The sequence below is a fragment of the Streptomyces corynorhini genome (assembly GCF_003346515.1).
Taxonomy (GTDB): Bacteria; Actinomycetota; Actinomycetes; order Streptomycetales; family Streptomycetaceae; genus Streptomyces; species Streptomyces corynorhini.
On sequence record NZ_QQNA01000054.1, the window covers coordinates 1 to 22,375 of the forward strand.

The 22,375-nt window shown below is 72.4% G+C and carries 19 protein-coding genes and 1 pseudogene; 10 read left to right on the plus strand and 10 right to left on the minus strand.

Going from position 1 to position 22,375, the window contains the following annotated elements; genetic code table 11:
• Nucleotide 1: 1 nt before the first annotated feature.
• A complete protein-coding gene (recQ, locus tag DVH02_RS08480; protein WP_114623100.1) occupies nt 2-1,984 on the minus strand; it encodes a DNA helicase RecQ in 1,983 nt (660 codons plus the stop codon).
• A 166-nt stretch (nt 1,985-2,150) separates the two neighbouring features.
• Nucleotides 2,151-3,641, minus strand: coding sequence for an FAD-dependent monooxygenase (locus tag DVH02_RS08485; RefSeq protein ID WP_114623188.1), 1,491 nt, complete (start codon nt 3,639-3,641; stop codon nt 2,151-2,153).
• 269 nt (nt 3,642-3,910) lie between these two features.
• On the opposite strand from DVH02_RS08485, the gene DVH02_RS08490 reads away from it, so the two are divergent.
• A complete protein-coding gene (locus tag DVH02_RS08490; protein ID WP_114623101.1) occupies nt 3,911-4,714 on the plus strand; it encodes an alpha/beta fold hydrolase in 804 nt (267 codons plus the stop codon).
• Nucleotides 4,715-4,811: 97 nt separating this feature from the next.
• Here DVH02_RS08490 and gap read toward each other — a convergent pair whose 3' ends face one another.
• Nucleotides 4,812-5,810 (minus strand): type I glyceraldehyde-3-phosphate dehydrogenase, encoded by a 999-nt coding sequence (gene gap / locus DVH02_RS08495; RefSeq protein ID WP_114623102.1) that lies wholly within the window; start codon nt 5,808-5,810, stop codon nt 4,812-4,814.
• Nucleotides 5,811-5,922: 112 nt separating this feature from the next.
• Complete coding sequence (locus DVH02_RS08500) at nt 5,923-6,879, minus strand: GlxA family transcriptional regulator (RefSeq protein WP_114623103.1); 957 nt, start codon at nt 6,877-6,879, stop codon at nt 5,923-5,925.
• 132 nt (nt 6,880-7,011) lie between these two features.
• On the opposite strand from DVH02_RS08500, the pseudogene DVH02_RS08505 reads away from it, so the two are divergent.
• The 6 genes and pseudogenes from DVH02_RS08505 to DVH02_RS08530 all read left to right on the plus strand — a co-directional run.
• A pseudogene (locus DVH02_RS08505) lies at nt 7,012-7,233 on the plus strand (CGNR zinc finger domain-containing protein); the annotation flags it as partial.
• A 254-nt stretch (nt 7,234-7,487) separates the two neighbouring features.
• Complete coding sequence (gene argC / locus DVH02_RS08510; protein WP_114623104.1) at nt 7,488-8,525, plus strand: N-acetyl-gamma-glutamyl-phosphate reductase; 1,038 nt, start codon at nt 7,488-7,490, stop codon at nt 8,523-8,525.
• Nucleotides 8,522-9,688, plus strand: a complete 1,167-nt coding sequence (gene argJ / locus DVH02_RS08515; RefSeq protein ID WP_114623105.1) for a bifunctional glutamate N-acetyltransferase/amino-acid acetyltransferase ArgJ — start codon at nt 8,522-8,524, stop codon at nt 9,686-9,688. The genes argC and argJ overlap by 4 nt, the downstream gene beginning before the upstream one ends.
• On the plus strand, nt 9,685-10,590 hold the full coding sequence (gene argB / locus DVH02_RS08520; RefSeq protein ID WP_114623106.1) for an acetylglutamate kinase: 906 nt from the start codon (nt 9,685-9,687) through the stop codon (nt 10,588-10,590). The genes argJ and argB overlap by 4 nt, the downstream gene beginning before the upstream one ends.
• 38 nt (nt 10,591-10,628) lie before the next feature.
• On the plus strand, nt 10,629-11,786 hold the full coding sequence (locus DVH02_RS08525) for an acetylornithine transaminase (RefSeq protein ID WP_233518103.1): 1,158 nt from the start codon (nt 10,629-10,631) through the stop codon (nt 11,784-11,786).
• Between the two features lie 7 nt (nt 11,787-11,793).
• Nucleotides 11,794-12,330, plus strand: a complete 537-nt coding sequence (locus tag DVH02_RS08530; RefSeq protein WP_114623108.1) for an arginine repressor — start codon at nt 11,794-11,796, stop codon at nt 12,328-12,330.
• Nucleotides 12,331-12,539: 209 nt separating this feature from the next.
• Here the strand turns inward: DVH02_RS08530 and DVH02_RS08535 are convergent, their stop codons facing one another.
• The 6 genes from DVH02_RS08535 to DVH02_RS08560 all read right to left on the minus strand — a co-directional run bounded on the left by DVH02_RS08535 (nt 12,540) and on the right by DVH02_RS08560 (nt 18,239).
• Nucleotides 12,540-13,319 (minus strand): FAD:protein FMN transferase, encoded by a 780-nt coding sequence (locus DVH02_RS08535; protein WP_233518101.1) that lies wholly within the window; start codon nt 13,317-13,319, stop codon nt 12,540-12,542.
• The gene (locus tag DVH02_RS08540) at nt 13,319-14,278 is read right to left on the minus strand and encodes an FMN-binding protein (protein WP_114623109.1); all 960 of its coding nucleotides are present in this window, start codon (nt 14,276-14,278) and stop codon (nt 13,319-13,321) included. The genes DVH02_RS08535 and DVH02_RS08540 overlap by 1 nt, the downstream gene beginning before the upstream one ends.
• Nucleotides 14,279-14,286: 8 nt before the next feature.
• On the minus strand, nt 14,287-15,654 hold the full coding sequence (locus tag DVH02_RS08545; RefSeq protein ID WP_233518104.1) for a ferredoxin reductase family protein: 1,368 nt from the start codon (nt 15,652-15,654) through the stop codon (nt 14,287-14,289).
• Nucleotides 15,655-15,801: 147 nt separating this feature from the next.
• Nucleotides 15,802-16,572 carry a L,D-transpeptidase family protein gene (locus DVH02_RS08550; protein WP_233518102.1) on the minus strand — a complete coding sequence of 257 codons (771 nt, stop codon included), beginning with the start codon at nt 16,570-16,572 and terminating at the stop codon, nt 15,802-15,804.
• A gap of 156 nt (nt 16,573-16,728) precedes the next feature.
• Nucleotides 16,729-17,310, minus strand: coding sequence for a pyridoxamine 5'-phosphate oxidase family protein (locus tag DVH02_RS08555; protein WP_114623110.1), 582 nt, complete (start codon nt 17,308-17,310; stop codon nt 16,729-16,731).
• A 74-nt stretch (nt 17,311-17,384) separates the two neighbouring features.
• The gene (locus DVH02_RS08560; protein WP_114623111.1) at nt 17,385-18,239 is read right to left on the minus strand and encodes a hypothetical protein; all 855 of its coding nucleotides are present in this window, start codon (nt 18,237-18,239) and stop codon (nt 17,385-17,387) included.
• 439 nt (nt 18,240-18,678) lie between these two features.
• On the opposite strand from DVH02_RS08560, the gene argH reads away from it, so the two are divergent.
• The 3 genes from argH (at nt 18,679) to DVH02_RS08575 (ending at nt 22,291) form a co-directional block, all read left to right on the plus strand.
• A complete protein-coding gene (gene argH, locus DVH02_RS08565; RefSeq protein ID WP_114623112.1) occupies nt 18,679-20,106 on the plus strand; it encodes an argininosuccinate lyase in 1,428 nt (475 codons plus the stop codon).
• 86 nt (nt 20,107-20,192) lie between these two features.
• Nucleotides 20,193-20,741: a TetR/AcrR family transcriptional regulator gene (locus DVH02_RS08570; protein ID WP_114623113.1), complete on the plus strand. Its 549-nt coding sequence runs from the start codon at nt 20,193-20,195 to the stop codon at nt 20,739-20,741.
• A complete protein-coding gene (locus tag DVH02_RS08575; RefSeq protein WP_114623114.1) occupies nt 20,738-22,291 on the plus strand; it encodes an MFS transporter in 1,554 nt (517 codons plus the stop codon). The genes DVH02_RS08570 and DVH02_RS08575 overlap by 4 nt, the downstream gene beginning before the upstream one ends.
• Nucleotides 22,292-22,375 lie beyond the last annotated feature (84 nt).

The following is a 22,375-nucleotide window of genomic DNA, read 5'->3' on the forward strand; positions in this document are numbered from 1 at the left end:
GTCACTCCGTCCCGGCGCCCAGCGTTTCCAGGATCTGCTCCCCGTACTTCGCCAGCTTGTTCTCGCCGACCCCGGTCACCGTGCCCAGCTCCGCCAGCGTCGAGGGACCCAGCACCGCGATCGCGCGCAGCGTCGCGTCGTGGAAGATGACGTACGCGGGCACGCCCTGCTCCTTCGCCGACGCCGCCCGCCAGGCCCGCAGCGCCTCGAAGACCGGCACCACCTCGGCCGGCAGGTCGACCGGCGCCGAGCGTGCCTTGGCCGTCTTCTCGCGCGCGGGCTTCGCCGCGCGCTCCGGCTCCCGCCGCAGCGCGACCGGCCGCCGCCCGCCCAGCACCTCGCCGCTGCCCTCGGTCAGGACCAGCGTCCCGTAGTCGCCCTCGACCGCGATCAGCCCCTGCGCCAGCAGCTGCCGGGCCACACTGCGCCACTCCGCCTCGCGCAGCTCCGTACCGATACCGAACACACTGAGCGCGTCATGGTCGAACTGGATGACCTTGGCCGTCTTCTTCCCCAGCAGGATGTCTGTGACCTGCCCGGCGCCGAACTTCTGGTTGCGCTCGCGCTTCAGCCTGACCACCGTCGACAGCAGCTTCTGCGCCGGGACCGTGCCGTCCCACGACTCGGCGGGGGTCAGACACGTGTCGCAGTTGCCGCACGCCTCGCTCTGCTGGCCGAAGTAGGCCAGCAGCTGGACGCGGCGGCACTCGACCGTCTCGCACAGCGCCAGCATGGCGTCGACGTGCGCGCCCAGCCGCCGTCGGTGCGCGTCGTCGCCCTCGGAGGTGTCGATCATCTTCCGCTGCTGGACGACGTCCTGGAGCCCGTACGCCAGCCACGCGGTGGACGGCAGCCCGTCGCGCCCCGCGCGGCCGGTCTCCTGGTAGTAGCCCTCGACGGACTTCGGCAGGTCGAGATGGGCGACGAAGCGTACGTCGGGCTTGTCGATGCCCATGCCGAAGGCGATCGTCGCGACCATCACCATGCCGTCCTCCCGCAGGAAGCGCGACTGGTTCGCCGCCCGTACGCGCGCGTCGAGCCCCGCGTGGTACGGCAGCGCGTCGACCCCGTTCTTCACGAGGAACTCGGCGGTCTTCTCCACCGAGGCCCGCGACAGGCAGTAGACGATGCCCGCGTCGCCGGGGTGCTCGGTGCGCAACAGGTGCAGCAGCTGCCGCTTGGGGTCGTCCTTGGGCGCGATGCGGTACTGGATGTTGGGCCGGTCGAAGCTCGCCACGAAGTGGCGCGCCTCCTGGAGCTTCAACCGTGAGGCGATCTCCTGGTGCGTGGTCTCGGTGGCGGTCGCGGTCAGTGCGATACGCGGCACGTCGGGCCAGCGCTCGTGCAGCGAGGACAGGGCCAGGTAGTCGGGACGGAAGTCGTGACCCCACTGCGCCACGCAGTGTGCCTCGTCGATCGCGAAGAGCGAGATCGTGCCGCGCTCCAGCAGCCGTACGGTCGCCTCGACGCGCAGCCGCTCCGGCGCCAGATAGAGCAGATCCAGCTCGCCCGCGAGGAACTCGCTCTCCACGAGGCGCCGTTCGTCCAGATCCTGGGTGGAGTTCAGGAACCCGGCCCGCACCCCGAGCGCCCGCAGGGCGTCCACCTGGTCCTGCATGAGCGCGATGAGCGGGGAGACGACGACACCGACGCCCTTCCGCACGAGTGCGGGGATCTGGTAGCAGAGCGACTTCCCGCCGCCGGTCGGCATGAGGACCAGGGCGTCGCCGCCGCCGACCACGTGCTCGATGATCTCCTGCTGGCTGCCGCGGAACGAGTCGTAACCGAAGACGCGGCGCAGCACCGAGAGCGCGTCGCCCAGGTCGCCCAGTTCGCCCGCCCCGCCCGCGCGGTGGGGTTCGTGGTGTTCGCGGGGCTCGTCGTACGCGCCGTACTCCTCGTACTCGTCGTACTCAGGGGGCTCTTCGTGCTCGTCGTACTCGGGGCGAGTCTCGGGACGGGTGTCGGCATCGGGAGCGCTCATCCGTCGAGTCTACGAGGCGTCGTGAGTCCCGCGAGCCGCCTCCGGGCAGTGACAGCCGGTGACAGGCCGCGCGGCGTTCGCGCACGAGGGACGACATGGGCGACGGCCGGATCACGCGCGCCGACTTCCGCGCGATCCGCGGCAGCGGCTCAGGCGGGGCGGCGGCTCAGGCGGAGGCGGCGCCGAACCACCGCCGCAGCGGGTCGAGCAGTTCCCGCTGGTCCTCACCGGCCCACGCCACATGGCCGTCCGGCCGCAGCAGCACCGCGGGCACGTTCAGGTCCTCGCTGACGTCGACGACGTGGTCGACCCGGTCCGCCCAGCCCGCCACGGAGAGCCGACCGGTCTGGTCGAGGAGCAGCCCGCGGCCGTCACGCGTCAGCTCGTAGAGGCGCCCGCGCTTCAGCTCGATGTCGCGCATTCGCCGACCGAGCAGGTCGTGGCCCGCGTCAGCCCCCGCGTCAGCCCCCGCATCGTTTTCCGTTTCTGTCTCTGTTTCCGTACGCCCTTCACCGAAGTCGTAGCGGATGCCGATCGCGATGATCTTCTCCGTGAGGCGCCGGTTCACCTCGTCGATGTCCATCAGCTCCGAGAGCAGCCGACGTACCGCCCGGGGCCCCGGCTCGGTGGACAGCAGTGTCATCTGCGCGCGGGTGTTGTCCAGTACGTCGGCGGCCACCGGGTGCCGTTCGTCGTGGTAGCTGTCCAACAGGGCTTCCGGCGCCCAGCCGTTGACCTCGGCGGCGAGTTTCCAGCCGAGGTTGAACGCGTCCTGGACGCCGAGGTTGAGCCCCTGCCCGCCCACCGGCGGATGGATGTGCGCCGCGTCGCCCGCCAGCAGCACCCGGCCGTCCCGGTAGCGGTCGGCCTGCCGGGTGGCGTCGCCGAACCGGGCCAGCCGGCGCGGGGAGTGCGCGCCGAAGTCGGTGCCCGCGACCTCCCGCAGCCGTTGTTTGACCTCCTCCAGGGAAGGCGGGACCGAGCGGTCCTCGGCCACTCCCTCGGCGGGCACGACGACGCGGTACACCCCGTCCCCGAAGGGCCCGACGCCGAACCGTTTCTGCGTCCTGCGCACCTCCGCGACGACGGCGGCGACCGTCTCCGGATCCGCGGTCACCTCCAACTCGCCCAGCAGTGTGTCGACCCGGGAGGGCTCGCCGGGGAAGCCGATGCCCAGCAGTCGGCGCACCGTGCTGCGGCCGCCGTCGCAGCCGACGAGGTAGCGCGAGCGCAGCCGCGTACCGTCGGCCAGCTCGGCGCTCACCCCCCGACCGTCCTGGCTCAGCCCCACCAGCTCGCCGCCGCGCCGGATCTCGGCACCCAGCTCGGCGGCGTGCTCGGCCAGCAGACGGTCGATGGTGGGCTGCGGGATGCCCAGGACATAGGGATGGGCGGTGTCCAGCCGGTCCGGCGCCGGTTTGTGGATGGCGGCGAAGAACCCGCCGACCGGGTACTGCCGGCCGTGCGCCACGAACCGCTCCAGCAGACCACGCTGGTCCAGCACCTCGATGCTGCGCACATGCAGACCGAGCGCGCGCACGAACGTGGTCGGCTCCGCCTCCTTCTCCAGTACGAGCACGCGCACACCGTGCAGCCGCAGCTCCCCGGCCAGCATCAAGCCGGTCGGTCCACCGCCGACCACGATCACGTCAATCATCAGAACGCCCATTCGACGAGAGGGGTTCGGCGCTCCCACGCGCCGAGATACCAGCAAAGGCGCATGTACTTCGCGGATCCGGCATTTACCCAGATCATGGCCTCGGCTGGTCATTCTGCTGTACACCCGGGGCCTTGCCGCAAGCCCCCCAGTGCGCTATATCTTGAGAAGGGCAAGGAGTTGGGTACTCTCCTTGCCCTTTGTCGTTCCCGTACCAATGGGCTGAAGACCCGCGTCAATGTGCTGAATGCAGGACCTGGAGTGCCGCGGTGACCTGGACCGAGCGTGTGGTGGAGCGCGAAGGCGTGCGGCTCGTCTGCCGGGACCGGGGCGGAGACGGGCCGGGGCTGGTGCTGCTGCACGGGCTGGCCGGCCACGCGGGGGAGTGGGACGCGTCGGCGGGCCCGCTGAGCGAGGCGTATCGGGTGGTCGCGATCGACCAGCGCGGCCAAGGCGCCAGCGACCGCTTCCCCTCCGACGTCTCCAGGGACGCCTTCGTCGAGGATGTCGTCGCGGTGGTGGACCAGTTGGGCCTGGAGCGCGTCGTCCTCGTCGGACAGTCGATGGGCGGGCACGCGGCCATCCTGGCCGCCGCGAGGCACCCCGAGACGGTCCGCGCGCTGGTGGTCGTCGAAGCCGACGTGGCCGGTCCCGACGCCGAGTGGCCGGGCCATGCCCGCCGGTGGTTCGACTCATGGCCGGCTTCCTTTCCCTCGTACGACGCCGCGGTCCGGTTCTTCGGCGGCGGGGCGATCGGCAGGGGCTGGGCGGACGGCTTGGAGGAGCGCGGCGGGCGATGGTGGCCCCGGTTCGACCGGGATGTGCTGGTGCGGTCCGTGGCGGAAGCCGCCCGGCACTCCTTCGCGCACGAGTGGGAGCGCGTCACCTGCCCCACTCTGCTCATCCTGGCCGAGTCGAGCTTCATCTCGCCGTCACGGGTCGACGAGCTGATGCGCCGCCGCGTCCCGGACATGTCCGTCAGCGTTCCCGGCACCCGTCATGACCTGCACCTGGAGCGCCCCGGCGCCGTGTGCGACCTGATCTCCCGCTTCCTCGCCGGGCTGTCCGCCTGAGGAGGCGCCGGGGTCCGTCTCCCGGCCCGGCGGCGCGGCGGCACGGGTGACCGGGCGCTCCGGGTGCTCCGGCCGGACCGGGTGCTCCGGCTTCCGGTCAGCCGGTGGCGAGGAGTTCCAGCGTGTCGATCACGCGGTTGGAGAAGCCCCATTCGTTGTCGTACCAGGCGACCACCTTGACGTGGCGGCCGTCGACACGGGTGAGGGCCGAGTCGAAGACGGCCGAGGCCGGGTTGCCCGTGATGTCGGATGACACCAGCGGGTCGTCCGAGTATTCGAGGATGCCGGCGAGCGGCCCCCGCGCCGCGGCGCGGTACGCCGACAGCACGTCCTCGCGCGTCACGTCGCGGGCGACCGTCGTGTTGAGTTCGACGATCGAGCCCACCGGAACCGGTACGCGGATCGAGTCGCCCGACAGCCTGCCTTCGAGGTTCGGCAGCACGAGGCCGATCGCCTTGGCGGCGCCCGTCGTGGTCGGCACGATGTTGACGGCGGCGGCCCGCGCACGGCGGGCGTCGCGGTGCGGGCCGTCCTGCAGGTTCTGCTCCTGCGTGTAGGCGTGGACCGTCGTCATGAAGCCATGCTCGATGCCGGCGAGATCGTCGAGCACCGCGGCCAGCGGCGCGAGCGCGTTGGTCGTGCACGAGGCGTTCGAGACGATCGTGTGCGCCGCCGGGTCGTACGCGCCGGTGTTGACGCCGAACGCGAGCGTGACATCGGCGCCGTCCGCCGGGGCGCTGACGAGCACCCTCTTCGCGCCCGCGTCGAGGTGGGCGCGGGCGGCCGTGGCCGATGTGAAGCGGCCGGTCGCCTCCAGCACGATGTCGACGCCGAGCCGGGCCCAGGGCAGTCGCGCCGGTTCACGCTCGGCGAGCACGGTGATGCGACGCCCGTCGACGACGAGGGTGTCCCCTTCGGCACTCACCGGGCGGCCGAGCCGGCCCGCCGTCGTGTCGTAGGCCAGCAGCCGCGCGAGGGCGGCGGGCTCCGTGAGGTCGTTGACGGCGACGACCTCAAGAGCGCTGTCGCGTTCGAGCAGCGCGCGCAGCACATTGCGCCCGATGCGGCCGAATCCGTTGATGGCGATGCGAGTCATGGGTGGTGTCCCTTCCGTGCGGTCCGCCACCAGGTTCGCGCGCGCCGCCCGCCGGTGACAGCGGCGTGATCGCCACGGTCCGAAAGGATCGTGCCACGCCGCGGCGGGCGGGCTACTCGCCGTGGGCGAAGGTGCGCCGGTACTCGCCCGGCGTGGTGCCGAGGACGCGATGGAAGTGCAGCCGCAGATTCGTACCGGTGCCGAGACCGACGTCCGCGGCGATCTGCTCGATGCTCCGCTGCGAACGTTCGAGCAGCTCACGGGCCACGTCGACGCGGGCGCGCATGACCCACTGCATCGGCGTGCAGCCCGTCTCCTCGACGAAGCGCCGCGAGAACGTGCGTGGCGAGACCGCCGCGTGCCGGGCGAGCGCTTCGAGGGTGAGAGGCTCGCCGAGCCGGTACAGCGCCCACTCCCGGGTGGCGGCGAACCGCTCGCCGAGCGGCTCGGGCACGCTGCGCGGCACGTACTGCGCCTGACCGCCGCTGCGGTAGGGGGCCGCCACCAGACGCCTGGCCGCGTGGTTCGACGCGGCCACCCCGAGATCGCCGCGCAGGATGTGCAGGCACAGGTCGATGCCGGAGGCGGCGCCGGCCGACGTGAGCACGCTGCCCTCGTCGACGAACAGGACGTTCGCGTCGACCCGGACGAGCGGATGCCGCGCCGCGAGCGCCCGCGTGTAATGCCAGTGCGTCGTGGCGCGTCTGCCGTCGAGCAGGCCCGTGGCGGCGAGCGCGAAGGCACCCGTCGAGATGGCTGCGAGCCGCGCGCCCCGGTGGTGGGCGCCGGTCAGCGCCTCGATGACGGCCCGCGGCGGGTCGTCGCGGGCCGGGAACCGGTAGCCGGGGACGAAGACGATGTCGGCCCACTCCAGTGCGTCGAGGCCATGCGCGACGGAGTAGGACAGACCGTCGCCGCCGGTCACGAGACCGGACCGGGCGCCGCACACGCGCACCTCGTACGGCATGCTCGCGCGGGTCGTGAACACCTGCGCGGGAATACCGACGTCGAGGGGTTTCGCACCGTCGAGCACCAGGACGGCGACATGACGCGGGGACGGGGCGGGCACGGGGACGAGGCTACGCCGGGGCGCGACCTCGCCGGGCGCGACGTCACCGCGCGCGACCTCACCGGAGAGGCGGCGCCGAGCACCGACCGGCCGTCACCGTCGAGCGGCCAGTACCGTCAAGTGGCCGTCACCGACGACGCCCTCGGTGTGATCGCCGCCGACGCGATCGGCGTCATCGCGGGCGAACGGGACGGAAGACTGGCCCTGTGCGCGTCACCGACCTGCCGGGCCGCCTTCTTCGACACCAGTCAGAGCCGCACGCGCAAGTGGTGTGACATGAACACGTGTGGGAATCGGCAGAAGAAGGCGCGCTTCCTCGCCAACCGGCGCGACAATCCCGGATCGGCGGAGTGATCGCCACCTCGGCACAGCCGAGAGGCCCCCGCGAAGGCTGCCCCCGCGAACGCTGCCCCCGGGCCGTTCCGTCCGCATGAACCTCTCGCCGACGGCCGGCGGGGCGACCGGTATCTGTGATCCGGCTGCCCGGCTGCCCGGCTGCCCGGCTGCCCGGCTGCCCGGCTGCCGGTACACGGGCTCCCGTCGCACGCACCGTTGCATAAAGCTGCGTACATACGTATAGTCATGCCATTACTGAGGAGGATGTTTCGATGGCTGTACGTGCTCTACGCGCCGCCGTGGCCGGGGCGAGCGGATATGCGGGCGGGGAAGCGCTGCGGCTGCTGCTCGGCCATCCCGGGATCGAGATCGGAGCCCTCACCGGCAATTCCAACGTCGGCCGGCCGCTCGGCGGGCTTCAGCCGCACCTGGCGCCGCTGGCGGACCGGGTGCTGGAGCCGACCACCGCCGAGGCGCTCGCCGGACACGACGTCGTGTTCCTCGCGCTGCCGCACGGGCAGTCCGCCGCCGTCGCGGAGCAGCTCGGGGACGACGTGCTCGTCGTCGACATGGGGGCCGACTTCCGGCTGAAGGACGCCGGTGACTGGGAGCGGTTCTACGGGTCCCCGCACGCCGGGACCTGGCCGTACGGGCTGCCCGAGCTGCCGGGCGCGCGCGCCGCGCTCGCCGGGAGCAAGCGGATCGCCGTGCCCGGCTGCTACCCCACGGCCGTCTCGCTCGCGCTCTTCCCCGCGTACGCGGCCGGGCTCGCCGAGCCCGAGGCCGTCGTCACCGCCGCGTCCGGCACCTCAGGCGCGGGCAAGGCCGCCAAGCCGCACCTGCTCGGCTCCGAGGTGATGGGCTCCATGACGCCGTACGGCGTCGGCGGCGGCCACCGGCACACCCCCGAGATGATCCAGAACCTCAGCGCGGCGGCGGGGGAGCGGATCACCGTCTCCTTCACCCCCACCCTCGCCCCCATGCCGCGCGGCATCCTCGCCACCTGCTCCGCCAAGGCACGCTCCGGCTTCACGGGCCAGGACGTACGGGACGCCTACGAGAAGGCGTTCGCCGACGAGCCGTTCGTCCGGCTGCTCCCCGAGGGGCAGTGGCCCGCCACCGCGTCCGTGTACGGCTCCAACGCCGCACAGGTCCAGGTCGCGTACGACGAGCACGCCGGCCGCGTCATCGCGATCAGCGCCATCGACAACCTCACCAAGGGCACCGCGGGTGGCGCGGTGCAGAGCATGAACATCGCCCTCGGACTCCCCGAGGACGCCGGACTCTCCACGATCGGAGTGGCACCTTGAGCGTCACCGCAGCGAAGGGATTCACGGCGGCGGGCATCGCCGCCGGAATCAAGGAGAACGGCGGACCCGACCTCGCCCTCGTGGTCAACGACGGTCCGCGCCGCGCCGCCGCGGGCGTCTTCACCTCCAACCGCGTCAAGGCCGCCCCCGTCCTCTGGTCCGAGCAGGTCCTCAAGGGCGGCGCCGTCACCGCCGTCGTCCTCAACTCCGGCGGCGCCAACGCCTGCACGGGACCGCGCGGCTTCCAGGACACCCACGCCACCGCCGAACACGCCGCGGTCGTGCTGGAGGGGCACAGCGCCGGAGAGATCGCCGTCGCCTCCACCGGGCTGATCGGCCTGCTCCTGCCCATGGACAAGCTGCTGCCCGGCATCGAGAAGGCCGCCACCGAACTCTCCGAGCACGGCGGCGAGAAGGCCGCGATCGCCATCAAGACCACCGACACCGTCCACAAGACCGCCGTCGCGGGTGGCGAGAGCGACGGCGTCGCCTGGACCGTCGGCGGCATGGCCAAGGGCGCGGGCATGCTCGCCCCCGGCCTCGCCACCATGCTCGTCGTCCTCACCACCGACGCCGACATCGAGACCCCGGCCCTGGACACCGCGCTGCGCGCCGCCACCAGGACCACCTTCGACCGCGTCGACTCCGACGGCTGCATGTCCACCAACGACACCGTGCTGCTGCTCGCCTCCGGCGCCTCCGGCGCGACCCCCGCGTACGACGAGTTCGCCGAGGCCGTCCGTACCGTCTGCGCGGACCTGGCCCGCCAGCTCATCGGCGACGCCGAGGGCGCCTCCAAGGACATCCGCATCGAGGTGGTCAACGCCGCGAGCGAGGACGACGCCGTCGAGGTGGGCCGCTCCATCGCCCGCAACAACCTCCTCAAGTGCGCCGTCCACGGCGAGGACCCCAACTGGGGCCGCGTCCTGTCCGCCATCGGCACCACGGCCGCCGCCTTCGACCCCGACCGGCTCAACGTCGCCATCAACGACGTGTGGGTCTGCCGAAACGGCTCGGTGGGCGAGGACCGCGACCTGGTCGACATGCGCTACCGCGAGGTACGGATCACCGCCGACCTCTCGGCCGGTACGGAGTCGGCCGTCATCTGGGCCAACGACCTGACGGCCGACTACGTCCACGAGAACAGCGCGTACAGCTCATGACCGCCCGTCGGCACACCGCGCTGCCCAAGGCGCAGATCCTCATCGAGGCGCTGCCCTGGCTCACCCGCCACCACGGCAAGACCGTCGTCATCAAATTCGGCGGCAACGCCATGGTCGACGAGGAGCTGAAGGCCGCCTTCGCCAAGGACGTCGTCTTCCTGCGGCAGGCCGGTCTCAAACCCGTCGTCGTGCACGGCGGCGGCCCCCAGATCAACGCCCAGCTCGACCGGCACGGCCTGGTCAGCGAGTTCAAGGCCGGACTGCGGGTCACCACGCCCGAGGCCATGGACGTCGTACGGATGGTGCTGGCCGGCCAGGTCCAGCGCGAACTGGTCGGGCTGCTCAACCAGCACGGCCCGCTCGCCGTCGGCATGACCGGCGAGGACGCGCACACCATCACCGCGACCCGGCACCGGCCGCTCATCGACGGAGAGCCCGTCGACATCGGCCGGGTCGGCGAGATCACCGAGATCGACACGGGCGCCATCGAGGCGCTGCTCGCGGACGGACGCATCCCGGTGATCTCGTCCATCGCGCGCAGCGCCGACGACGGACACGTCTACAACGTCAACGCCGACACGGCCGCCGCCGCGCTCGCCGCCGCCCTGGGCGCCGAGACGCTGATGGTCCTCACCGACGTCGAGGGGCTGTACGAGGACTGGCCGAACAGCGACGACGTGATCAGCAGGCTCACCGCCAGCCAGCTGGAGAAGCTGCTGCCCGAGCTGTCCAGCGGCATGGTGCCGAAGATGGAGGGGTGTCTGCACGCCGTGCGCAACGGCGTCACCACCGCACGCGTACTCGACGGACGCGTCCAGCACTCGATCCTGCTGGAGATCTTCACCGACGAGGGAATCGGCACGATGGTCGTGCCGGACGGACCGGAAGGGAGCACGAAGTGAGCGCCAACCAGGAGCTTTCGCAGCGCTGGCGGAACGTCATGGCCGACAACTACGGCACCCCAGGTCTGGCCCTCGTCCGCGGTGAGGGCGCCCGGGTCTGGGACGCCGACGGCACCCCGTACACCGACTTCGTCGGCGGGATCGCGGTCAACGCGCTCGGCCACGCCCACCCCGCCGTCGTCGAGGCCGTCTCCGGTCAGATCGCCTCCCTCGGCCATGTCTCCAACCTCTTCCTCGCCGAGCCGCCCATCGCGCTGGCCGAGCGGCTGATCCAGCTCGCCGGCCGGCCCGGACGCGTCTTCTTCTGCAACTCGGGCGCCGAGGCCAACGAGGCCGCCTTCAAGATCGGCCGGCTCACCGGCCGCCGCCACATGGTCGCCACCACGGGCGGCTTCCACGGCCGCACCATGGGCGCGCTCGCCCTCACCGGTCAGTCCGGCAAGCGGGAGGCGTTCCTGCCGCTGCCCGGCGACGTCACGCATGTGCCGTACGGGGACACCGAGGCGCTGCGGGCCGCCGTCACCGAGGAGACGGCGCTCGTGATCATCGAGCCGATCCAGGGCGAGAACGGTGTCGTCGTACCGCCCAGGGGCTATCTGGAGGCGGCCAGGGAGATCACCCGCGCGACGGGCACCCTGCTCGTCCTGGACGAGGTCCAGACCGGCGTCGGCCGGACGGGCAACTGGTTCGAGCACCAGGCCCACCAGAGCGTCGAGCCCGATGTCGTCACCCTCGCCAAGGGACTCGGCGGCGGGCTGCCCCTCGGCGCGGCCCTCGCCTTCGGCCCGGCCGCCGATCTCCTCAAGCCCGGCCAGCACGGCACGACGTTCGGCGGCAACCCCGTCGCCTGCGCCGCCGGACTCGCCGTACTCGACACCCTCGCGGCCGACGGGCGCCTCGACGAGGTCAAGCGCCTCGGCGAGCGGGTGCGCGACGAGGTCCAGGCCCTCGGCCACCCCCTGGTCTCCCACGTCCGGGGCGCCGGACTGCTCCTGGGTATCGTGCTCACCGAGCCGCTCGCGCCCCAGGCGCAACAGGCGGCTCAGGGTGCCGGGTTCCTCGTGAACGCGCCCGCCCCCGATGTCGTCCGGCTGATGCCGCCACTGATCATCGGCGACGGCGAGGTGGACGCGCTGCTCCGGGCGCTGCCCGGCATCCTCGACGACGCGTACGCGGAAGGACGATCAGGGGAATGAGACGACGATGACCGAGGCCCAGGAGAACGAGCACGGCGGGCAGTCCGTGCCGCAGACCAGAACCGCCCGCCACCGCCGGATCGTCGACATCCTGAACCGGCAGCCGGTGCGCTCACAGAGCCAGCTGGCGAAACTGCTCGCCGACGACGGGCTGAGCGTCACTCAGGCGACGCTCTCCCGCGACCTGGACGAACTGGGCGCCGTGAAGATCCGCAACACCGGCGGCGAGTTGATCTACGCGGTGCCCAGCGAGGGCGGCTACCGCACCCCGCACGCGCCCCTCGGCGAGTCGGCGAAGGAGGAACGCATGCGCCGACTGGCCGGTGAACTCCTCATCTCCGCCGAGGCGTCGGCCAACCTCGTCGTGCTGCGCACCCCGCCCGGCGCGGCCCAGTTCCTCGCCTCGGCCATCGACCAGGCCGAGTTGAGCGACATCCTCGGCACCATCGCGGGCGACGACACTCTGATGCTGATCAGCCGTGACCCCGCGGGCGGTCAGTCGCTCGCGGACCACATGCTGAAGCTGGCGCAGAACGACCGCTGATCGCCTCGGGCGGCGGGCGGCGGGCGCCCGGCGCCCGAGACGGGCGGTGGTGCGGGCCGCGGTCGCCGGAGTCCGGGCAGCAGGGGCCTGGCTGCGGGTGTCGGGCTGCGGGTGTCGGGGGACGCCGCGCCGCCGGTCCGTCCGTACGCGCACCCCGCCCAGATCCCGTCCTGGCGTTCCGGCCCCGGCGAAGATCGCCAGAACAGGACCTATACGCGCGCCGCGCTCGTGTAGCGGTGGAAGCCGCTCGTCGTCCAGGATCCGCCACCGGCCGTCACGGCGAAGCCCTCCGTGCCGGGCAGCGCCTCCAGCCAGTCACGGGCCCGCCCGCCCATCGCGTACGCGGCCGTCGCCCGTACGTCCGCCGAGGTCAGCCCGGCCGGGCAGACCACGGTGACCGAGGCGAGAGCCTCGGCCGGAGCCACCCCGGTGTGCGGGTCGACGATGTGGCAGCCGCGCTCGGCAGGGCCGGAGGTGGCCACGCCCAGGCCACCGTCCTGGACCGCCACGACCGTCACCAGCTCCCCGGGGCGCAGCGGATCGGCGATGCCCACGCGCCAGGGGCCGCCGGTCAGCTGGATGTCGCCGCCCCCGTTGAGACAGACAGAGCCCGCCCCGGAGGACGTGATCATCCGGACGGCCCGCTCCACCGCCCAGCCCTTCACCAGGCCCGTCGGGTCCAGCCCGCCCGCGTACCCGGCGGTGAACCACCCGTCGCTCTCCCGCTCCGCCCCGGCACACAGCTCCAGCACCTCGGAGACCTCGGTGACACACCCGGACAGCTCCAGCTCGCCCCGGCCCAGCCGCATGATCTGGCTGTCGGGGCGGTACGTGGAGAAGATCTCGTCGGCCCGGTGCAGCCACGCGACGGCCGCCTGGAGCCCGGCGCGCACCCGCGCCTGGTCCGTCACCCCCCGGATGTCGAACGAGAAGACCGTGCCCATCGACTCCTCGACGTGACGCAGCCGGTCCAGGGGCTCGGGATCCATCAGACGCCCGCCTTGTCGAGGGCGCTCTGGAGCGATTCGCGGTAGCCCTTGCTGGTGTAGCTGGCGCCGGAGACGGCGTCGACCTGGGCGCTCTGCGCGGTCAGTGCGGCCTGGTTGAGTTTGGGTACGGCGTCGGCGGTGACGGACTGGCTGCGGGCGTCGCCGTCGGGTGCCTGGACGGCCTCCGCCTCGGTGATCCGGCCGCCGTCCACGGTGAGGCGGACCTGCACCGTGCCGTACTGGGTGTTCACGGCGTCCCCCAGCACGGTCCGCGGGCCCGCGGGCGGCGCGCCTGCCTCGGCGGAGCCGCCACCTGTGCCGCCGGTCGAACCGCCGGTCGCGCCCCCCGTCGAACCGCCCGTCGAGCCGCCGGTCGCGCCACCGGTTCCGGCGTCCGCGTCGGAGCCCGCCCCCGCGCCCGCGCCCGCACTCGCCCCCGCGTCCGCGGCCTCACCCTCGCCCGGCCCGCTCGGCTCGGCCGACGGCCGCGTCCCCGCGTCCGCCCCGGCCCCCTCACCCGCCTTGTCGAGGGCGCTCTGGAGCGATTCCCGGTAGCCCTTGCTGGTGTAGCTGGCGCCGGAGACGGCGTCGACCTGGGCGCTCTGCGCCGTGAGCGCGGCCTGGTTGAGTTTGGGTACGGCGTCGGCGGTGACGGACTGGCTGCGGGCGTCGCCGTCGGGTGCCTGTACGGCCTCCGCCTCGGTGATCCGGCCGCCGTCCAGGGTCAGCCGGACCTGCACGGGACCGTACTGGGTGCTGACCACGTCCCCGAGCACCGTCCGCGCTCCCGGGCCCCCGCCCGCGCCGCCCGCCGTCGCGGACACCCCCGTACCGGTCTGGGCGGCGGCACCGGCCACCGGGGTGCCCCCCGGCTGCTTCAGCGCGAGCAGCAGAACCACGCCCGACGCGGTAGCGGCGACACCGATCATGATCCGCCGGAGCGGGTGCTTCCTCTTCATCGACTGCCTCACATTTCGAAGGACTCGTGATGGATACGGCGCGTGGGCACGCCCGCCTCGCGCAGGGCCTCGTACGACTGACGGGCGAGTCCGGTCGGCCCGCAGACGTAGACGTCGTGGTCACCGATGTCCGGCAGCAGCTCGCGCAGCCGCGCCGGGGTGATCTCGGGCCGTACCCCGTCCGGCCCGTTCACCGCGTACAGCAGCCGCGCCCCGCGCGCCGACGCGATCTCGCGCAGCTCGCGCCAGAGCGCCAGATCCTCGGTCTTGCTGGCCCGGTAGAGCAGCGTCAGGTCGCCGGGCTCGCCGGGCAGCGTCTCGAACAGCGCCCGCATCGGGGTGATCCCGGCGCCGCCCGCGATCATCAGCACCTTCTCCTGGCTGCGCCGGGCCGCCGTCATCGCCCCGTAGGGCCCCTCCGCCCAGATCCGGGTGCCCGGCTCAAGACGGGACAGCGCCTCGCTGTGCTCGCCGTTCGCCTTGACCGTGATCCGCAGCAGATCGGGCCTCGGCGGCGCCGACAGCGAGTACGGGTTGGAACTCCAGCGCAGCCCGTCGGTGAGGAAGCGCCAGCGGAAGAACTGGCCCGGCTGCGCGCCGATCCGGTGCAGCCTGCGCCCCGTGATCAGTACGGAGACGACCCCGGGCGCCTCGTACACGGTCGACTCGACCCGCATCCGGTGGCCCAGGTTGAGCCGGATCGGGGTCAGCACGCGGTACCAGAGCAGCAGCGCGCCCGCCGCGCCGTACAGCACGTACCAGAGCGTGCGGGCCGTCGCGTTGCCGACGAACTCGGCGCCGGTGGCCAGCTGGTGCCAGAAGGTCAGGTAGACGGCCGCGTAGGTGAGCAGATGGAGGTAGTACCAGGTCTCGTAACGCACCCGGCGGCGCACCGCCCCCACCGAGACGAAGCCGACCACCAGGAACAGCACCGTCCCGACGGTCGCCTCGATCATCCGGGGGAACTCGGTGACCACGCTGACGGTCTGGTCGGCGAACCCCGTGCCCGACTGGACCGAGTAGCCGCCGATGATCAGCCCGACATGGGCGATCAGCAGACTCACCGAGTACCGCCCGCACACCGCGTGCCACCGGGCCACCCGGTCGGAGCCCACCCGCCGCTCCAGCGCCGGGACGCGGGCCATCAGCAGGACGACGACCGCGATCGCGTAGCCGCTGAGCAGCCCGGTGAGCCGACCGGCCCCGGTCAGCCACTCGGCCAGGTCCATCCGTACGACCAGGGTGTTCTGCCACCACAGCGCCATCACGGCCGCCGCTCCTGCCCAGCCCGCCACCAGCAGGGGCAGCGCGCCCGACCGCTGCGGGCGGATCGCGCGCATGGTCTGCCGTCGGGCGGCCCTGCCGTTGTGCATCATCGCCACGGGAACTGCACCTCAACTCTTCCTCCGTGTCCGGCGATACGGATTTGAGTGACGGTGGGTTCAAAAAAGGCGTCCGAATACTCGGTGTGTTCGCGGAGGACCGTGTTCGCGGGAGTACGGAGGGCGGGCGGCGCCCGCGCGCTACGGAGTGGCGCTCACCCGTGCCGCGGCACTCTCCCCTGCCCCGGCACTCTCCCGCGCTGTGGCACTCTCCCGTGTCGCGGCCGGTTCCCGTACGGAGATGGCGATGCGCGGGTGCCGGGCGGGGTCGGCCCAGGCCAGGACGGAGCGCATCGCCTCGGCGGGGACGGAGACACAGCCGGCGGTCGCGCCCGCGCCGTTGACGTGCAGGAAGATCCCGGCGCCCCGGCCGCGCACCGGGCGGTCGTAGTTGAAGCCGATCACCAGTGCGTGGTCGTACTGGGCGGTGTAGTCGGCGAGGTGTTCGGCCTCGCCTGCCCGGCAGTCCCCGGGCAGGCCCTCCACCCAGCGGTTGTAGGCGCGGGACGCGTTGTCCTGGCACCACCAGGAGTTCTCGGTCACCGGGCGGTAGCCGTACCGCGTCCCGGCGGGCTCGGGCGCGATCCCGAAGGCGTACGGCAGGTCGTACACCCCGGTCGGGGTGGTCGAGGTGCCCTGGGTACGGTGCTCGCCGTCGACCAGCCCGCCCGCGCCGAACCGGGCCGGGGCCGAACCCGCCGCCACCCAGTGGCCGTCGCGCCGGTCCCACCAGGTCAGCCGGCCGGTGGTCGCGGCGGCGTCGGGGGCCTCCGCGGTGATCAGCTGGGTGGAGTCCCCGGGAGCGGGGCGCGGCGCGGCGGTGGTGTGGCCGACCGACGGTCCGGCGACGGCGGTCGGTCCCGTGACGGCGGTGAGCAGTGCGGCGGCGGCGAGTGCGAGAGCGGTGCGCATGGGCAGGACCGTATGCGGCGGGTCAGGCCCCGGCCTCCCGGCGGCGCCCGCACTGCGCCGAACGCGGCCCGCGTTCAGCCGGTCGGCGCGCACGGACCGGTCCGTACGCGCCGGGGTCGGTCCGTACGCGCCGGGGTCGGTCCGTACGCGCCTCGATCAGTCCGTACGCGCCGGGAGCGGCAGCGGCAGCGCGGGGAGTCCGTCCAGGCTCACCCCCACATGGTCCTTCTTCGCGCAGTAGGCGGCGAACTCCTCGTCGGACTTCCGGCCGAAGTGCTCGGCGTGCTGCGTGCGTTCCTCGCGGTAGTCCATGAAGGGAACCGCGAAACCGCAGGCGTCGCTCACCCGCTCCGCGTGGACCACGACGACGGCGCGGGCCCCGGGCCCGTCGGCGTCCTCGAAGTACGCGAGGTATCCGGCCCAGCGCGGGTCGTCCCGGAAGACCGGCTCGCCCCTGCCGTGCACCCGCAGCACCTTGGGCGGACCGCTGAACGCGCACCACATCAGGGTGATGCGGCCGTTCTCCCGCAGATGGGCGATGGTCTCGGCGCCGCTGCCGCCGAAGTCGAGATAGGCGAGCGTCAGGTCGTCGATCACGACGAGTGTGCCCGCGCGGCCCTTGGGCGAGACATTCACATGGCCGTCCCGGGCCAGCGGCGCGGTGGCGGTGAAGAAAACGGGCTGGTCCTCGATGAAGGTCCTGATCCTGCCGTCGATCCGTTCGTAGCATTTCCCCATGAGGGAGATTGTCGGCGATGCCGGTCGTCCCCGGGAGATCCGGGAGACGACCGGCGGGCGCTCGCCGGGGGGGATCAGCCGTTCAGCGAGCAGGTCGCGAGCGAGTCGACCGGCAGCTCGGGCTTGGCCGCGGTGCGGCCGATCGCGGTCGCCATGCGGTTGATGGTGGCGACGCGCTTGTCCTTCAGCGGGCCGAGGATCGCGTTCTGGACGAAGTTGGGGCCGCCCTGGCCGACGGTGTCGACGAGGCGCTGGTCGGCCTCGGCGATCTGGGTGTCCAGCAGGGCGAGGTTGCGGTTGATCTCGTCCTGGGCCGAGGCGGGGATCGTGGGCAGGCTCGGGGCGACGGCGGGGCAGTTGACGGTGCCCGCCGCGCCGGTATTCGCGCCGCCGCCACCGGCGTTGCCCGCCTCGCCGTTGTCGCCCGCGCCGTTCCCCTCGCCCGCGGCCGGCGGGGTCGTGGCCGGGTCGTTCGGCGCCTGCTCGCCGCCGCCCGCCGTGCTCAGGGTGCAGGCGGCCAGGGATTCGAGGCCGGTGGGCTTGGCGGCGGTGCGGCCGATCGAGAGGGCGATCCGCTCGATCGTCGCGACGCGCTTGTCCTTCAGCGGGCCGATGATCGCGTTCTGCGCGAAGTTGGGGCCGCCCTGGCCGACGGTGTCGACGAGCCGCTGGTCGGCCTCGGCGATCTGCGTCTCCAGCAGGGCGAGGTTACGGTCCACCTCGGCCTGGGCCGAGGCGGGGATCGCGGGCAGGCTGGGCGCCACGGCCGGGCAGCTGACCGTCCCCGGCGAGGCGGCCTTCGTCTCGGCGCTCTTGCCCTCACCGGCCATGGCGTTGCCGACGATCACCGCTCCGGACAGCACGACCGCGGCGGCGCCGCCCGCGATCACGACGCGGCGCTTGTTGTACTTCGGAAGAGCCCTGGACATGCGGAAACCTCACTCGGATCAAGGGGAGGAGCGAGGGGGCCTCCGGCGGTGACCGGACGGCTCTCCCTCGGTTGACCAACGCGGCGCCTGCGTTCGGTGGGAGGTACGAGGCGGCCCGGCTCTTCGTTCAACCGGGTCCGGAAGATCTCCGAAACTTCCCCGAGATTGACGAATCATACGGAGCAATGCATAGTTATGCCCATCGGTGAGCGCATCATGAGGAGTGACCCGTGACCGAGCGCGTCGTACGCGTCGGCGAGGGCGACCACCACGGGCGCTTCGAGGAGGCCGGCCGGCAGGTCACCGTCGAGGACGGCGGCACGCCGCGGCCTCGTCGGAACCGGCTTTCGGCCCCGTCCTCACGACGGCCGCCTCGTTGGTCCCCCGTGGTGGGGACGGGCGGCCGCACTCTCCCCCGACCTCTCCAAGGAGCGCAGCAGTGAGCAGCAACAACGGTGATGTCCGGCTCTGGGGCGGCCGCTTCGCGGACGGGCCCTCGGACGCGCTGGCGGCCCTGTCGGCGTCGGTCCACTTCGACTGGCGGCTCGCGCCGTACGACATCGCCGGTTCCCGCGCGCACGCCCGGGTGCTCCACAAGGCCGGGCTGCTCACCGCCGACGAGCTGACCCGTATGGTGGCCGGTCTCGACCAGCTCGAAGCGGACGTGGCCGACGGCTCCTTCACCGGGACGATCGCCGACGAGGATGTCCACACGGCCCTGGAGCGCGGGCTGCTGGAGCGGCTCGGCGCCGACCTCGGCGGCAAGCTCCGGGCCGGCCGGTCCCGCAACGACCAGGTCGCCACGCTCTTCCGGATGTACCTGCGCGACCACGCCAGGATCGTCGGCGGTCTGATCGCCGACCTCCAGGACGCGCTGGTCGGGCTGGCCGAGGCGCACCCCGATGCCGCGATGCCGGGCCGTACACACCTCCAGCACGCGCAGCCCGTGCTGTTCGCGCACCACATGCTGGCGCACGTCCAGTCGCTGTCCCGGGACGCGGAGCGGCTGCGGCAGTGGGACAAGCGCACCGCGGTCTCCCCGTACGGTTCCGGTGCGCTGGCCGGCTCCTCGCTCGGACTCGACCCCGAGGCGGTCGCCGCCGACCTCGGCTTCGAGCGCGGTTCGGTGGGCAACTCCATCGACGGGACCGCCTCGCGCGACTTCGTCGCCGAGTTCGCCTTCGTCACGGCCATGATCGGCGTCAACCTCTCGCGGATCGCCGAGGAGATCATCCTCTGGAACACGAAGGAGTTCTCCTTCGTCACCCTGCACGACGCCTTCTCCACCGGCTCCTCGATCATGCCGCAGAAGAAGAACCCGGACATCGCCGAGCTGGCGCGCGGCAAATCCGGCCGGCTGATCGGCAACCTGACCGGGCTGCTGGCCACGCTGAAGGCCCTGCCGCTCGCGTACAACCGGGACCTGCAGGAGGACAAGGAGCCGGTCTTCGACTCCTGCGACCAGCTGGAGGTCCTGCTGCCCGCCTTCACCGGCATGATGGCGACCCTGACCGTCCACCGGGAGCGGATGGAGGCCCTGGCCCCGGCCGGCTTCTCGCTCGCCACCGACATCGCCGAGTGGCTGGTCAAGCAGGGCGTGCCGTTCCGGGTCGCGCACGAGGTCGCGGGGGAGTGCGTCAAGGAGTGCGAGGTGCTGGGCATCGAGCTGAACGAGCTGTCGGACGACCAGTTCGCCAAGATCTCCGAGCACCTCACCCCCGACGTCCGCTCGGTCCTCAACGTCCCCGGCGCCCTGGCCTCGCGCAGCGGCCGGGGCGGTACGGCCCCCTCGGCCGTCGCCGTCCAGCTCTCCGAGGTCAAGGCGGATCTGGTGATACAGCACGCGTGGGCCTCGGCCAAGAAGTAGTACGCGGTCAAGAGGCAGTACGCGGGAAGTAGTACACAGTACGCCCGGATGAGACATTGATGTCTCATCCGGGTTAAGGTCGCCTCATGACAGTCGACCGTGACCAGGTGTTGCGCACCGCCGCCGCGCTGCTCACCCGTAAGCCGACCGCCACCATGGACGAGGTGGCGCGGGCCGCCGGTATGGGGCGTGCCACCCTGCACCGGCACTTCGCCGGACGGGACGCGCTGGTCAGGGCGCTGGAGGAGCTGGGGATACAGGAGCTGGAGGCGGCGCTCGACGGCGCCGGGCTCGCCGAGGGCCCGGCGGACGAGGCGCTGCGCAGGCTCGTCGCCGGGATCGAGCCCGCGGCCGGGCTGCTCTCCTTCCTCCTCACCGAGAACCAGCTGTTCGCGGGGGACATCCACGACGGCTGGAACCGGCTGGACGCCCGGTTCGCCGAGCTGTTCCGGCGCGGCCAGGAAGAGGGCACCTTCCGGATCGACCTCAGTCACGTCTGGCTGACCGAGGCCCTGTACGGGCTCATCAGCGCCTGCGCCTGGTCCATCCACGAGGGCCGGGTCGCGCGCAAGGACTTCCACTACCTGATCGTCGAGTTGCTGCTCGGCGGAGCACGACGGAGTGTGAAGCCATGACGAGCCCGCACCGGACCGGGGCGCGGAGCGCGCACAGTCCCCGCCCCGGGCGGTGGCTGGCGCTCTCCGTGCTCGTCCTCGCCGTCCTGCTGGTGGCGGTCGACGCGACCGTGCTCGGGCTCGCCACCCCCTTCCTCAGCGAGGACCTCAAGCCGACCGGTAACGAGCTGCTGTGGATCGGCGACATCTACTCCTTCGTCCTCGCCGGCCTGCTGGTCTCGATGGGCAGCCTCGGCGACCGCATCGGCCGCAAGAAGCTGCTGCTGACGGGCGCGGTCGCGTTCGGCGGGATCTCCGTCCTCAACGCCTACGCCACCACCCCGGGCATGATGATCGTGGCCAGGGCGCTGCTGGGCGTCGCCGGGGCGACGCTGATGCCCGCCACCCTCGCGCTGATCCGCAACATCTTCCACGACCCCAGGGAGCGCAGCCTCGCCATCGGCATCTGGGGCGCCATGGCCTCGGCGGGCGCCGCCGTGGGCCCGGTGGTCGGCGGCTTCCTGCTGGAGCACTTCTGGTGGGGCTCGGTCTTCCTGATCAACCTGCCCGTGATGGCCGTCCTGGTGATCGTCGGCGTCAGAACGCTCCCCGAGTCGAAGAACCCCGACCCGGGCCCCTGGGACCTGCTCAGCGTGGGACTCTCGCTCGTCGGCATCATCGGTGTCGTCTACGCCGTCAAGGAGGCCGCGTCGCACGGCTTCGCGTGGGACGTGCCCGTGGTGGGCGTGGCCGGTGCCGCCGCGCTGTGCTGGTTCGTGCGACGCCAGCTCACCCTTCCCTCGCCCCTGCTGGACATGCGGCTCTTCCACCACCGGGGCTTCTCCGGCGCGGTCCTGGCCGATCTGCTGACGATCCTCGGCCTCTCCGGCCTTGTCTTCTTTCTCTCCCAGTACCTGCAACTCGTCCAGGGCCGGGGGCCACTGGAGTCCGGCCTCGCCGAACTGCCCGCCGCGGTGGGCGCGGTGACGGCGGGACTGCTGGCCGGGAAGGCCGCGCGCCGTTACTCCGTACGGTCGGTGGTGGCGGGCGGCCTCGGCGCCATCGGGGTCTGCCTCGCGGCGCTCACGGGCATCAGCCAGACCACCGGCTACCCGATGTTCGGCGCCGTGCTGCTGATCGTCGGCGTCGGCGCGGGCCTCTCCTTCACCGTCACCGCCGATGTGATCCTCTCCAGCGTCCCCAGCGAACACGCGGGCTCGGCCTCGGCCGTCTCCGAGACGGCGTACGAGCTGGGCGCGGCGCTCGGGATCGCGCTGCTGGGCTCCATCGTCACCGGCGTCTACCGGGACTTCCCCACCCCGCCCGGCGTCCCGGCGGCCACCGCGTCCGCCGCGCACGAGTCGCTGGGCGGCGCGGTCGACGCGGCCGGAGCGCTCCCCGGCACCCTGGGCGCCGAGCTGCTGGCGTCGGCGCGGGACTCGTTCGTCGACGGTCTGCGGCTCGCCTCGGGCGTGGGCGCGGTGGTGCTGCTCGCCACGGCGGTGGCCGCCTGGTTCCTGCTGCGCGGGCAGAAGCTGGAGGACGGACCGGTGGAGGCGGCGACGCACTAAGAGCGCGGAGAGCGCGGGGGGTACGGAGAGCACGGACAGCACGGACAGCGCGGGGGGTACGGGGAGCGCGGGGAGCACTGAGCG

What these genes read in the sequence shown, in the direction of transcription:
- DVH02_RS08575 (WP_114623114.1), top strand. Translation starts at nt 20,738, where the DNA reads ATGACGAGCCCGCACCGGACCGGGGCGCGGAGCGCGCACAGTCCCCGC.
- DVH02_RS08530 (WP_114623108.1), top strand. Translation starts at nt 11,794, where the DNA reads ATGACCGAGGCCCAGGAGAACGAGCACGGCGGGCAGTCCGTGCCGCAG.
- DVH02_RS08555 (WP_114623110.1), bottom strand. Translation starts at nt 17,310, where the DNA reads ATGGGGAAATGCTACGAACGGATCGACGGCAGGATCAGGACCTTCATC.
- DVH02_RS08550 (WP_233518102.1), bottom strand. Translation starts at nt 16,572, where the DNA reads ATGCGCACCGCTCTCGCACTCGCCGCCGCCGCACTGCTCACCGCCGTC.
- gap (WP_114623102.1), bottom strand. Translation starts at nt 5,810, where the DNA reads ATGACTCGCATCGCCATCAACGGATTCGGCCGCATCGGGCGCAATGTG.
- argC (WP_114623104.1), top strand. Translation starts at nt 7,488, where the DNA reads ATGGCTGTACGTGCTCTACGCGCCGCCGTGGCCGGGGCGAGCGGATAT.
- recQ (WP_114623100.1), bottom strand. Translation starts at nt 1,984, where the DNA reads ATGAGCGCTCCCGATGCCGACACCCGTCCCGAGACTCGCCCCGAGTAC.
- DVH02_RS08540 (WP_114623109.1), bottom strand. Translation starts at nt 14,278, where the DNA reads ATGAAGAGGAAGCACCCGCTCCGGCGGATCATGATCGGTGTCGCCGCT.
- DVH02_RS08560 (WP_114623111.1), bottom strand. Translation starts at nt 18,239, where the DNA reads ATGTCCAGGGCTCTTCCGAAGTACAACAAGCGCCGCGTCGTGATCGCG.
- DVH02_RS08545 (WP_233518104.1), bottom strand. Translation starts at nt 15,654, where the DNA reads ATGATGCACAACGGCAGGGCCGCCCGACGGCAGACCATGCGCGCGATC.
- DVH02_RS08570 (WP_114623113.1), top strand. Translation starts at nt 20,193, where the DNA reads ATGACAGTCGACCGTGACCAGGTGTTGCGCACCGCCGCCGCGCTGCTC.
- argB (WP_114623106.1), top strand. Translation starts at nt 9,685, where the DNA reads ATGACCGCCCGTCGGCACACCGCGCTGCCCAAGGCGCAGATCCTCATC.
- DVH02_RS08485 (WP_114623188.1), bottom strand. Translation starts at nt 3,641, where the DNA reads ATGATTGACGTGATCGTGGTCGGCGGTGGACCGACCGGCTTGATGCTG.
- DVH02_RS08525 (WP_233518103.1), top strand. Translation starts at nt 10,629, where the DNA reads ATGGCCGACAACTACGGCACCCCAGGTCTGGCCCTCGTCCGCGGTGAG.
- DVH02_RS08535 (WP_233518101.1), bottom strand. Translation starts at nt 13,319, where the DNA reads ATGGATCCCGAGCCCCTGGACCGGCTGCGTCACGTCGAGGAGTCGATG.